Below are 11,681 nucleotides of genomic sequence, written 5' to 3'. Positions count from 1 at the left end.
CGCCGGTTCAACCGATCGCGACGGTCGGCACGCCAGCTGGGTCGACGAAGTGCTCGACCTGCATGCCATTGGCCTGCAACCGGCTGAGGATGTGCCGAGGGCGGCGAAGGTCGGCGACGAGGAACTGCGAGGTGTTTGCGTCGTTCTGCGCCTGGGTGCCCGCACGGTACGGTGCCACGTCCGGGCTACCGGGGCTGAAGACGCCGGCCAGGCCGACGGCCTTGTCCTGGAACTCCTGCGGCTCCCGGGTGGTGAGTACGAGCCGCTGCTCCGGGCACGTGAACGCGACGACCGCGAGCATCCGCAGGTAGTCGTCGTCGTTTACCCGGGTGGTGTCGCGGGAGGCGTTGGCGGGGCGCATCCGCGGTAGCGACAGATCGACCACCGCGCCGCGGTCGTGCAGGTGGGCACCGTGCGCGACGAGGTCGACGAGTTCGGCGGCCAGATCGTCGTGCAGGCCCACCAGTACGCCTGGGTTGACGTACCGGAAACCGGCGTCGAGCCAGCGGTCGAAGGAGACGACTCGGCGATCGAAGTCGGCCTTCGGCACCTCCTGCGGCGTCCGGCCCATGAACCGCTTGTACGTCTCCCGGTCGTAGGATTCCTGGAAGACGCACATGGTGACGGGTTCGGAGGGACGGATCCATTCGCCGAGGACGTCGATCTCGTCCGGCTCCATGCTGCCGATGTTGAAGTAGATACGCTCGAAGCCCATGTCCAGTGCCGCCCGCATGGCCCAGCCAATGCGGAACGCCGTGCTGAGCCGCGTGTACTTGTCCTGGTACTCGCCGGTCAGCAGGCCCACGCCACGAACGCCTTCATGGGTGTAGAGGATGTCGAGCTGTTCGAGGATCTCGTTACGGCCAGAGAACTTGCGTTCCATCCGGGTGTTGCCCTTACGCATCGAGCACATCTTGCATTCGGAGTCGCAGTGGTTGGTGGTGTAGAGCGGTACGAACGTGTGCAGCCGCGGCTCGCGGGCCGCGCACCGGGCCTCGGCTGCGGCGAGGAGTTCTTCTGTGGAGATCGTCCGGTCCTGCCACAGGGCCAGTGCGACGGCGGGCCGGCCGGCGGTGGGCACCTGACCGACGGGCAGCGCCAGCGCGGCCCTCGCGTCGATCGTCTCGGCCTCCTTCTGCACAGCACCGAAGTCCGGTTTTACGTAGTCCGATGTGGCTGTGCCGCTCTGATCCCTCACGACTTCCCCTTCCGACAGTCGGTGGCGGCGCAATTTCCCGTTGACAAACGACGTACGAGAATTTACGCATCCCACTGGGTGGCCTCAGCGAGGCTACCTCCGCAGAGCCATGAGACGCAACCACGCTTGACAATGCGCATAAACGCCGGTAAAAGCTCGTCGATTACCCAGACCCGAAGGGCTCCAGCTGCGAGGACAGACCAGGACCATGGCCGTACTTGACGTCGCCGATGGTGCCTGTAGAGCCGGATCATAACGGGGTTTTAGCATCTTTGTAGGCAGGATCTACTTTGCCAAGAATTGTTTGGCAAACCTTGACAGGGCCGCCCGTCGATCCATAACTTCAGCCTCGGGGCCACATCCGGAACCACTTTCAGAGAAAGAGGTGGCGAAATGGAGAACGAACTCTCGACGCTCGACATCGACGACCTGGAGATCTCGGAGTTCCTGGACGAGAGCCGGCTCGAGGACAGCGAGGTCGTCGCGAAGGTCATGTCGGCGTCCTGCACCACCTGCGAGTGCAGCTGCAGCTGCTCCTCCTGATCACCCTCGACCGCCTGGGTCGGCCGGCAGCGGCCGGAGATTCGGCGTAGAGAACGCTCGCACGGCTGAGCGTGTCCCGTGGTCGACGGCCCCACCGCCACGGGACACGCTCGGACGGCGGCCAACCCGCAGACGCTTGAAAGGACCGGCTGATGAGGACCGCCACCGCCGCCGACAACCAGCTCGGCCTTCCCAGCAGCACTGCGGACAGGCGCGTCCTGCTGCTGTATGTGCACGTACCGTTCTGTCACTCACGCTGCACGTTCTGCGACTGGGTGCAGGCGATCCCCAACAAGGACCTCCTCCGCAAGCCCGGCGACTCCGTCCGTGAGAGGTACATCGACGCGCTCTGCCGGGAGATCGGCGAGCGCGGTGCCGAGCTGGCCGAGACCGACGCCCTGTCGTACGTGATCTACTGGGGTGGCGGCACCGCCAGCAGCCTCGACAACGACGAGGCCACCCGCGTCATGACAGCCCTACGGAACGCGTTCGATCTCAGCACCGTCGCCGAGGCCACGATCGAGTGCAGTCCCGACACCGTCGACGCGGAGAGGCTGGCCTTCTTCCGGAAACTCGGCTTCAACCGGGTGTCCAGCGGTGTGCAGTCGTTCGACGACGATCGACTGCGGCGGCTGGGCCGCCGGCACAGCGCCGACCAGGCCATCCGGCTCACCCACGCCGCCCGCGAGGTGGGGTTCGACGACGTGTCGATCGACATCATGTCCGGGTTTCCGGATCAGCGACTCGACGAGCTGCGGTACACGGTCGACAAGGCGCTGCAACTGCCGATCAACCATCTGTCCCTCTACTCGTTCCGCCCCACACCTGGCACGTTCATGCGACGTCGGATGGACCCCGAGGAGAAGCGCGGCTACCTCCGCGACCAGAAGCACCTGTTCACCCAGGCCCGCCGGCTCATCACCGCCGCCGGGCTGAGCGAATACGCGTCCGGCTACTTCGGGAAGGTGTCGCCGTTCGCGGCGATGTACTTCCAGCTGCGGGCCGATACGGTCGGCTTCGGCTCCGGGGCGATATCCCTGGTGGATCAGCGGTTCCTGGCGCATCGCAAGGGCCTGCTGCACAGCTACGTCGACGCCCCCACCAGCTTCGACATCGCGGTCCCGGCCAGCCAGGACCGGGTCCTGATCTCGTTCCTTCAGGCCGGCCTGGCGATGTTCGACGGCATCCTGCGCGACGAATGGCTCGTCTCCACCGGCACGGACCTCGACGAGGTACTCACTCGTCCAGCCATCGCGCCGCTGACCGACTTCCTGCGGGGACGGGGTCTCATCTGCGACGAACGTGGCATCCGGTTGCCGGTACGCAACGTGGGAGTGACGCTCATCGAGCTCGCCTTCGAGATGGCGATGTCCCAGCCGGAGTTGGCGTGACCGACGCCGATTGCCGATGGTGGGAGCTGGAGCTCGTCGTCGCGGCGGACCACTGGTGCGCGACCGTCGTCGAGATGGGTGAGCCGCTACTGCGTGCGGCCTCGGACGGCGCGGTACCGATCGCCGACCCCGTACTCATCCGTGACGTCACCGCACACGGGTCGCCCGCGCTGTATCTGCAGGCACGGGCGGCTTCCGGCGATGACCTGGCGGAGGTCTACCGGGCGGTGCGCGGCAGCTTCCAGCACGTGTCGCCGGCCGCCGCCGACGCGACCGTCGACCCGGCGTACCCGACGGCGCGCGATCGCACGGACCACCGGCTCGTCGCGACCCCCGACACCGCGGTGGTACGCCCCGCCAGCCTGGTCCCGCTTGCCGGCCCGGTCTTCGACGGACCGGCCCTGCCCGCCCTCACCCGCACCTTCCTGCGACAGGTCGGACCGGTCCTGATCCAGCTGGCCGCAGCCGGCCGTCGGCAGCGGCAAGCTCTCGTCAAGGAAGCCCTGTCCGTCATGGCCGCGCAGCTGGCGGCGCAGGGACCATCGGCCGCGCCCGGCGCCTCGGAGCTGCCACTCAACGGTGTGCCGGTAGGCTTCGTCAGCTTCCGGTCCCACGCCGAGGCGTTCCTCAGCACCTGCCGTGATCCGACCGCCGCACGGGCGTCGATGGACGAGCGCTACCAGCGTGCGCGATCCGTCGTGGACACGACGGTCAAGGGCGTCCTCCGGGCTGCTGACGCCGGGCTGCTGACCGATGGTCCGGCGGGGTTGTGGTACCGGACCGCCCGGGCGGCGAGGCAGGAGTTCGAGGCGGCCTTCCGGTCGGGCGTGGTGCGGGTGGCCGCACCGGTCGATCCCCGTACGCACGACAACGACCTGGCACGGAGCGGGTTTCACCGCAGGGCGGCAGCCTCCGAGGCACTCCAACGGTACGTCCAGAGCGACCCGGCGTTCCTAGCGGTTCGCCTGTGTACCAGCCTGCTCTATCTCGGACTGCACACGGCCGGCCTGACCATGGCGGAGCGGTACCTCCTGTGTTACCTGGTCAGCCGCAGCTGCGAGACGCTGAGTGGCACCGATGCACTGTCGGTCCTGGAAAGTCTGTCGTCAGCGTCCCCGGCGACCTATCCGACGTCCACCGGCCGGTGAGGCCGCGGCTCGGGCAGCGGGACGGACTCGACCGTCAGGAGCGGGTGTCCGGCTCAATCTCCGCCATCGGAATGACCGGCGCGTCGGCACCGGGGGCGTACTCCCTGGGCCGGCCGAGCGGCACTGCCGCAGGACCTTGGTACGCCAGTCCGAGGCCGGCCATCAGCTCGCCGACCGCGCTGACGCCCTCGACCGCTGCTTCGACCGAGAAGTACTCCCTCCTGGTCGGCCGGTAGCCGATCAGCTCCCCTACCCGGGACACGGCCGGCGGTCTGCCGTACGCGGACTCCTCGTTGTCCCACAGGTAGACCGCGCCCCAGAGCTCACCCTCCGGGCCGGTCGAGGAGATCCAGACCTTCTGGCGTAGCCCGGGGATCCGTGAATAGGCATCGACAGCGTAGTCGCGAAGGTGTTTCCGCAGTGACGTGACCGTCTGTTCCGATTGGGAGAGATCCCACAGGATGATGGAGCAGTAAAGACCCTTCGCCGCCACGGCGTCCTCCTCGACAAAATACAGTCACCAATGATCCTAGAAGACAGGAGGGCGAACAGACAATGCCGTGAGGCGATCGGAAATCCCCCCGTCACGACCACACGTCGGATCGCCCTGGAAATCACCTAAGATCTCGGTCATATTTCGCTATAGTCGCGTTCATTTGGACCCGACCAGGAGACCGTCCAGGCGGCCCACACCACCCTGCCAATGTCAAGAATCCGCAGGTGAGGGGGGAACTATCGGGTACACGAGCAGGCACCTTAGCCATCGACCATCGCCGTGATGTCTTGCGGATCAGGGATGGCCGGGTTATGTTGTGATTCACTGGCGGGCGGCCCGTACTCTCGTCCGTTACAGGGATTCATGACCAGCGGACCAATCCTCCTGTCAGCGGAGTTTGAAATGAGCACCGAAACGGAAGGCACCTCAGCGGACGGCGGCGCTCCGGGACACGCCGGTTCAGGTTCATCGGCCGAGCCTGCGCCGACGTATCCGTTCCCACCCGAATGCCCGTTCCGCCTCCCGCCGGCTCTGGGTCGGCTGCGCCGCGAAGCCCCAGTCGCTCAGGTCCGACTTCCCACCGGCACACCCGCATACCTGGTCAGCAGCTACCAGCATGTTCGGCAGGTGCTGACCGACGAACGGTTCAGCCGGCGGCCGGTGCGTGCCCGGGCCGTCGACGGCCAGGCTGGTGGGTCCCCCGAAGGCCGTGCCCGGCCCGCCGCACCCGCCTTCGACTTCGGGCTGTCGATCGCCGATCCGGCGGACCACGCCCGCTGGCGCCGGCACGTCAACCAGGTGTTCAACGTCCGGCAGGCCGAAGCCATGCGACCCCAGGTCGCACAGCTCGTCGAGGAACTGCTCGACGAGCTGGCCAGGACCCCGCCGCCGGTGGACCTGATGGAGCGCTTCGCCTTCCGCCTGCCGCTGCGGGTGTTGTACGCGCTGTTCGAGGTGCCCGACGACATCCGTCCCGCCTTCGAGGAGTGGGCGGCGTCTCTGCTGGACAGCGGTGCGTCGATGGCGGCCTTCGGTGCTGTGATGTCCCGCCTGCACCGCGCCGCCGTCGAGCTGCTCGGCGTCCGCCGGGCCCGGCCCGGCGACGGTCCACTGTCCCAGTTGATCCGACAGCCGGGTGAACTCACCGACGACGAGCTGGTCTCCACGGTGCTTCTGCTGGCGGTCGCCGGTTACGAGACCGTGGCGACCCAGCTCGGCAACGGGCTGCTGGCGCTGTTCCAGCACCCCGCCGAGCTGGCCCGGTTGCGGTCGGGTGAGGTGGCGCTCGACGATGCCGTCGAGGAGATTCTCCGGTACGCCCAAGCCAGTACCGGCTTTGCCGGCATGATGTACGCCACCTGCGACGTCACCGTCGCCGGCGTCGTGGTCCCGGCGGGCGCGGCGGTGCTGGTGTCGATCGACTCGGCAGGCCGCGACGAGCTGCGGCTGACGGCCCCCGAGTCGTTCGACCTCTGCCGTGGGTCGGTCGGCAGCCACCTCGTGTTCGGCGCCGGTGCCCACTTCTGCCTGGGCGCGCCGCTGGCCCGGGTCGAGCTGCAGGAGTCCATCGGCCGGCTATTCGGCCGGTTTCCCGCACTCGCGCTGGTCACTCCGGTGGCGGACGTGGCCATCGCCAGCAATCGGTTCAACCGCAGGCCCGCCCGACTCGAGGTGCGGCTACGGCCTCACGACTGAACTGGACGGATGCCGTGGGCCCCGGCTCCGGCCCCGCCCCCCTGGGGCGACGCCGGGGCCGGGGCCCACGGCGTCGGAGAGCCGCTCAGGACTCCCTACGCCAGTACACGCCGCACCGGTCGATGGTGATCAGTTCCGGCTCCGGCTCGCCGGTGGCCTTGAGATAGTCGTGCACGGCCTGCCGGCACTCGTCCAGGAAGTGGTAGTCGTCCACGACGACGTACCCGCCGGGCGAGACCCGGGGATACAGGTGTTCCAGGGTCAGGTACGTGGAGTCGTACAGGTCGTTGTCGACCCGCAGGATCGCCAGTCGTTGCACCGCTGCGGTCGGCAGCGTGTCGGCGAGCCATCCAGGTAGCAGTCGGACCTGCTCGTCGAGCAGGTCGTACCGGCGGAAGTTCTCCCGTACGTCGTCGGCTGAACCGCCTCGGAGGAACAGCGCCTTCATCGCCTCGGCGGCCTGCCGGCGTCCCTCGTCGGCCTCGCCGGCCAGCTCGGGGTACACGTCGCGCAGCTGGTACCGGGCTTCGGCGGGAGGTTCCGGGAAGCCCTGGAAGGAGTCGGCCAGCCACACCCGGCGGTCCGCGACGCCGTACGCCTTGAGCACACCGCGCAGGAAGATCATGGCACCGCCGCGGCCGACTCCGGCTTCGAGGAAATCCCCGGGTACGCCATCGCGCAGCACCCGCTCGGTGAGCTCGCGCAGATTGTCGAGCCGGGCGAAGCCGACCATCGTGTGCGCCTGGCTCGGGCAGTCGAGCCCGTCGACACGGGCCTCGAGATCGAACGGTGTCTGCGGCACCCACGGTGGAGAGATCGGCGGGTCCTGGTAGATCACGTTCGTCACGCAACGCTTGAGTAGATCCAGGTAGAGCTGGACCGGGCCGTCGTGGTGCGCCCCCGTTGGCGGGAGGTCTGTCACGGATGGTTCCTTCCTCGGCGACGTGGGTGTGCCGGGTCAGCCGGCGCGGCGGAGACCGTTCGGTGCGGTCCAGTGCTCGCCCTCGGTCTTGATGAACCAGTCGACCGTCTCGGCCAGGCCGTCGGACAACTCCCGCAGGGAGCCGGGATCGATGCCGATGCTGCGCAGCGTCTGTGCGTCCGCTCTGACCGGCACCTGCGGGTCCTCGCCCGGTCGCATCGGCAGGTCGACGATGGGAACCCGGCTGAAGCCGCGGTCGGCGGCCAGGCCGATCGCGATCTCGGCCAACTGGCGGATGGTGGCCGACCGGACCGGACCCACTTCGACCACGTCGACGACATGTCCGGCCGCCACCGTCTCCAGAGCGGAGACCAGGGCACGGGCGACGTCGCCGACCCACACCATGTCCGACACCTGGTGCCCACCGCCGTACAACTCGACAGGCATGCCGGACAGTGCCCGGCACACGACGGCCGGGGTGATCTTCCGGACCTTGCTCGACCCGAACGGCGCGGCCGTGAGCTGACGCGGCCCGTATGCGTTGACTACCCGTACGCTGCTGACCCGGGTAGCGCGTTCCACGCCGTACATCCGGACGAACCGTTCAATGGTCGTCTTGGTGATCGAATACGAGTTGTTCATGGTGTGGTTGCCCACACAGATGTAGATGCCGGGCAGGTCGTACTGGGTGATCGCCTCGAGAAAGTTCAGTCCCCCGAATATGTTGATCTCAGCCGCGGGGCGCGGGTTGCCGATCGTCTCCTGTGTGCCGAGAACGGCGGCCAGGTGGATGACGGCGTCGCAGTGGGCCGCCAGTTCGAGCATCGCGGTTGCGTCCCGGACGTCGCCGAGCATCACCTCCCAGGGCGGAGCCGTCACTCGGCGGTGGCGGTCGAAGGCCACGGGTTCATGGCCCCGCTGTGCCAGCTCCTCGCAGACGTAGGTGCCGATGAACCCACAGGCTCCGGTCACTCCGACCTTCATGGCGGTCCTTTCGAGTCCGACTGATGCTCACGGCCGATCGGGTCCGGTCACCGGGCCGCAGCCGCGACATGCGAAAGCAGGTCGCCGGCCAGACGGTCCAGCGGCGGCAGGGCCCGCATCCACCGACGCAGGTCTGTGGTGCGGGTCCGGTAGCCGGGGTCGCTCAGGACGGTGGCCACGGCCGCGCGTAGCGCCGCCGTGGTGACGGTGTCGGCGTCCACCTCCAGGGCCAGCCCGAGCTGAGCCAGGCGCGCTGCACTGGCCGGGTGGTCGCCGAACAACGGCAGGGTCACCATCGGTACGCCGGAGTCGATGGCCTCCCGGACACCATTGAACCCTCCATGGGTGATGAAGAGATCACACAGAGGCAGGAGTTGGCGCTGCGGGACGAACGACTCCAGCCGTACGTTGGCAGCCCGTGCTCCGTCCCACCCGGCTGGATCCTGATCCGATCCGATCGCCACCACGGCTCGCACCGGGAGCTGCCCCAGCGCCTCGACGGCGGCGTTGATGAGGTCGACGGCCCGCGGGTCGAAGCGTGGCGCGTTCATCCCCAGGCTCATCAATACGACGGGCCCCTCGCCGTCGGGCAGGCAGACGTCGACGGCGGCAACCTGTTCCTCCTGCTCGTCCGCCACGGACGGGCGGTAGTAGGAGGCGCCGGGCCAGCGCAACTCGGCCGGGTAGAAGGCGGCCGGGACCAGTCCCACCCGGAACGGTCGTACCGGGTGCCAGGGATCCTCGGTCGCCGGCAGATCGACCTCGGCGCGCAGCCGATTGAGCTCATCGAGGGCGCCGGGCCGGGCGCACGGCGAAAGCGGCGCTATATCCACTGTGGCATATGGCAATGCCAGGGATTCGGCCGCCAGGTAGCCGCCCAGTTCGGTGCACTCCCGTAGGACGCAGGTGGGTCGCCACTGCCCGAGCAGTTCGATGATCTCGGTCGCCTGCCGACCGGTGTACGGGGTGACGAAGGGATGGGCGGGTGCCAGCGGCATCCCGGCCCCGGCCGGACGCGGGACCGCCGGTGTCGGGGCCTGTACACCGGCAACGACGGCGGCCCGGGCGCTGAGCAGTTCGTCTATCGTCCGCATGCTCGGCACGGTCAGCGTGTGGAACCCCGCCGCCTCGATCAGATCGCTGACCCCGGGGCCCGACACGACGGCCACCTCGTAACCGGCGCGCCGGGCGACGCGGGCCACCGACAGGGCACCGACCAGGTGGCTGGGATTCGGGTGGGTGGTGACGGCCACGCGCATTTCAGAACCCCACCCTCTGGGGTGCGGACGCTCCGCCGTCGGCGTAGAGCTTGGAGTAGACCGCCCGTAGACCGGCGTTGTACCGCTGCCAGTCGCCCGGTGTCATGGTGACGCCGGCAGCGGCGTACCGGCCGAGTCGGACGGTGCCGCTGGCCTCGATGCCCGGGCGGGTGGCCACCGCATCCGCCACCTCCCCGGCGGTCAGACCAGCCGGATCCCAGGTGGCGTAGAACTTGCCCTTGGTGAAGGCCAACGGAATCAACTCACCGGTCAGATACCGCTCCCACAAGGCCATTGCCACGCCTGGGATGTGGGCGCTCGACCAGTCGTCGACCACGACGATTCCGGCGGGACCGAGGGCCCGGCGGGCAGTCTCCATGTCGGCGCGGGCGACCTCGTAGGTGTGCCCGCCGTCGATGTGCACGAGCCGGCACGAACCCGGCGCTACGATCTCGCCGAGCTCTTCGGACGGCCCAACGTGCACGCGCGGCAGACGATCGTGGAACCGCAGGTAGTTCTTCTCGAAGTCTGTCTGGAGCAGACCGGGATAGAACGCCGTGTTTTCCCGCGCGTTCCCGTCACTCACCGGGGCTCCGGAGTCGAAGATGTCGCAGACTGTAAGCGATTCGCCAGCCTCGGGGAAGAACCCCAGGAGGATCGCGCTCTTTCCTTTGTAGGCACCGATTTCCAGAACGTCGCCACGGAACCCGCGGTCGACTTGCAGGTCGTTGACGACGCTCATCAGATGGGCATCCGTGGGATACAGCCATCCCTCCACGTCATCCCGACCGGGGTCGCCAACAAAGTCGAGATAGTCGGCCATCCTCATCTCAGCCACTCGGCTCCTCTCACGACGGATTCCGGCAGTCCACCGGACGTCGTTCACCCCCCCGATGCGGTCGACGGAAAGGCAGTGGAACAGTCTGGTGTGTGAGCGAGCCTAGATTTACTCTCAGTTCTATGTCAACAAGCATCTATTTCCTTGCTCGTATTCAAGCACAGTTCCAGCGTTCCTTGAGCGAGACTGCGTCACGCGGCGGATCCGACCCGGTCGCCGTCCGGCTCTCTGCGACCTCGCCCTGGCGAGATCGGACGGGCCCCGGGACTCGCACCGGGACCTCCCTGGAGTTCCGGCCCGACAGGTCGACCGATGTGCAGGACTGGTGGCGCGTCGAGACCACCAGGTAGGTGGATCTTGTTGACGGACGAATAAGATCGACACGGCTCGACGAGGTTCCCGTCATCAGGTGAGGAGCACCGTACGCATGACACCCGACGGCATCGCCGGCCGGACCGCTCTGGTCACCGGAGCGGCGCAGGGCATCGGCGCAGCCGTGGCCACTGCCCTGGCCTCGCGGGGCGCGATCGTTGCGCTGACCGATTCGGACGGTGAAGCGGCGCACCGACTTGCTGTGACGCTGGACGGCTCACGCGCGTACCGGCTCGACGTCACCGACTGCGCCGCCGTAGAACGTGTCTTCACGGCCGCCGAGGCGGACCTCGGTCCGGTGGACATCTGTGTCCCGGTCGCCGGGATCCTGCGGCCCGCCTACCTCCTGGAGACCACCGACACCGACTGGCGGGCCACATTCGACGTCAACACCACCGGGGTCTTCCACGTGCTGCGCTGCGCCGGGCGGCGGATGGCCGACCGCGGCCGGGGCAGCATCGTCACCGTCAGTTCGAACGCGGCCGGGATACCCCGCCTCGGGATGGCCGCCTACGCTGCGGCCAAGGCCGCCACGACGTTGCTGACCAAGTGCCTCGGCCTCGAACTCGCCGACCGTGGTTTGCGGTGCAACGTGGTCGCGCCGGGCTCCACCGACACGGCGATGCAACGTGCGCTGTGGACAGGCCCGGACGACGCCACCGGGGTGATCGCGGGCTCCCTGGCGACCTACCGGACCGGCATTCCGCTGGGCCGTCTCGTCGAACCCGCCGACATCGCCAACGCGGTCGTCTTCCTCGCCTCCGATCAGGCTCGGCACATCACGATGCACGACCTGTACGTCGACGGCGGCGCAACCCTGCGCGCCTGAGATCCG

The 11,681-nt window shown here is 68.1% G+C and carries 11 protein-coding genes; 5 read left to right on the top strand and 6 right to left on the bottom strand.

Translation table 11 applies throughout. The annotated features are described in order from the left end of the window. Positions 1–7: 7 nt before the first annotated feature. Positions 8–1,141, bottom strand: coding sequence for a 3-methyl-2-indolic acid synthase (gene nocL, locus O7610_RS23865; protein ID WP_289211909.1), 1,134 nt, complete (start codon positions 1,139–1,141; stop codon positions 8–10). A gap of 450 nt (positions 1,142–1,591) precedes the next feature. Here nocL and O7610_RS23860 point away from each other — a divergent pair, with 450 nt between their 5' ends. The 3 genes from O7610_RS23860 (at position 1,592) to O7610_RS23850 (ending at position 4,280) form a co-directional block, all read left to right on the top strand. Beyond that, the gene (locus O7610_RS23860) at positions 1,592–1,741 is read left to right on the top strand and encodes a thiocillin/thiostrepton family thiazolyl peptide (RefSeq protein ID WP_089009173.1); all 150 of its coding nucleotides are present in this window, start codon (positions 1,592–1,594) and stop codon (positions 1,739–1,741) included. Positions 1,742–1,893: 152 nt separating this feature from the next. Continuing rightward, a complete protein-coding gene (locus tag O7610_RS23855; protein WP_289211908.1) occupies positions 1,894–3,132 on the top strand; it encodes a coproporphyrinogen-III oxidase family protein in 1,239 nt (412 codons plus the stop codon). Continuing rightward, complete coding sequence (locus tag O7610_RS23850) at positions 3,129–4,280, top strand: hypothetical protein (RefSeq protein WP_289211907.1); 1,152 nt, start codon at positions 3,129–3,131, stop codon at positions 4,278–4,280. Before O7610_RS23855 ends, O7610_RS23850 begins: the two co-directional genes overlap by 4 nt. Positions 4,281–4,314: 34 nt before the next feature. On the opposite strand, the gene O7610_RS23845 is transcribed toward O7610_RS23850, so the two are convergent. Beyond that, positions 4,315–4,773, bottom strand: coding sequence for a hypothetical protein (locus O7610_RS23845; protein WP_289211906.1), 459 nt, complete (start codon positions 4,771–4,773; stop codon positions 4,315–4,317). 630 nt (positions 4,774–5,403) lie between these two features. Here O7610_RS23845 and O7610_RS23840 point away from each other — a divergent pair. After that, positions 5,404–6,471 carry a cytochrome P450 gene (locus tag O7610_RS23840; RefSeq protein ID WP_289211905.1) on the top strand — a complete coding sequence of 356 codons (1,068 nt, stop codon included), beginning with the start codon at positions 5,404–5,406 and terminating at the stop codon, positions 6,469–6,471. A gap of 85 nt (positions 6,472–6,556) precedes the next feature. Here O7610_RS23840 and O7610_RS23835 read toward each other — a convergent pair whose 3' ends face one another. Genes O7610_RS23835 through O7610_RS23820 form a run of 4 tightly spaced genes read right to left on the bottom strand, consistent with a single transcriptional unit; the run spans position 6,557 to position 10,459 of the window. Continuing rightward, positions 6,557–7,393 (bottom strand): TylF/MycF/NovP-related O-methyltransferase, encoded by an 837-nt coding sequence (locus O7610_RS23835; protein WP_289211904.1) that lies wholly within the window; start codon positions 7,391–7,393, stop codon positions 6,557–6,559. A 36-nt stretch (positions 7,394–7,429) separates the two neighbouring features. Then, complete coding sequence (locus O7610_RS23830; RefSeq protein WP_289211903.1) at positions 7,430–8,377, bottom strand: NAD-dependent epimerase/dehydratase family protein; 948 nt, start codon at positions 8,375–8,377, stop codon at positions 7,430–7,432. 47 nt (positions 8,378–8,424) lie between these two features. Continuing rightward, positions 8,425–9,636: a glycosyltransferase gene (locus O7610_RS23825; protein WP_289211902.1), complete on the bottom strand. Its 1,212-nt coding sequence runs from the start codon at positions 9,634–9,636 to the stop codon at positions 8,425–8,427. Between the two features lies 1 nt (position 9,637). Continuing rightward, positions 9,638–10,459 carry a class I SAM-dependent methyltransferase gene (locus O7610_RS23820; RefSeq protein WP_289211901.1) on the bottom strand — a complete coding sequence of 274 codons (822 nt, stop codon included), beginning with the start codon at positions 10,457–10,459 and terminating at the stop codon, positions 9,638–9,640. Positions 10,460–10,901: 442 nt separating this feature from the next. On the opposite strand from O7610_RS23820, the gene O7610_RS23815 reads away from it, so the two are divergent. Continuing rightward, a complete protein-coding gene (locus tag O7610_RS23815) occupies positions 10,902–11,675 on the top strand; it encodes a 2,3-dihydro-2,3-dihydroxybenzoate dehydrogenase (protein WP_289211900.1) in 774 nt (257 codons plus the stop codon). Positions 11,676–11,681: the final 6 nt, after the last annotated feature.

This window comes from Solwaraspora sp. WMMA2065 (genome assembly GCF_030345075.1).
Taxonomy (GTDB): domain Bacteria; phylum Actinomycetota; class Actinomycetes; order Mycobacteriales; family Micromonosporaceae; genus Micromonospora_E.
The sequence above is the reverse complement of the archived record's forward strand: the minus strand, read 5'-3'. Positions and strand labels throughout refer to the sequence as shown.

Coding starts and splice junctions, on each gene's coding strand:
- O7610_RS23820 (WP_289211901.1), bottom strand. CDS start 10,459: ATGGCCGACTATCTCGACTTTGTTGGCGACCCCGGTCGGGATGACGTG.
- O7610_RS23825 (WP_289211902.1), bottom strand. CDS start 9,636: ATGCGCGTGGCCGTCACCACCCACCCGAATCCCAGCCACCTGGTCGGT.
- O7610_RS23830 (WP_289211903.1), bottom strand. CDS start 8,377: ATGAAGGTCGGAGTGACCGGAGCCTGTGGGTTCATCGGCACCTACGTC.
- O7610_RS23815 (WP_289211900.1), top strand. CDS start 10,902: ATGACACCCGACGGCATCGCCGGCCGGACCGCTCTGGTCACCGGAGCG.
- O7610_RS23860 (WP_089009173.1), top strand. CDS start 1,592: ATGGAGAACGAACTCTCGACGCTCGACATCGACGACCTGGAGATCTCG.
- O7610_RS23855 (WP_289211908.1), top strand. CDS start 1,894: ATGAGGACCGCCACCGCCGCCGACAACCAGCTCGGCCTTCCCAGCAGC.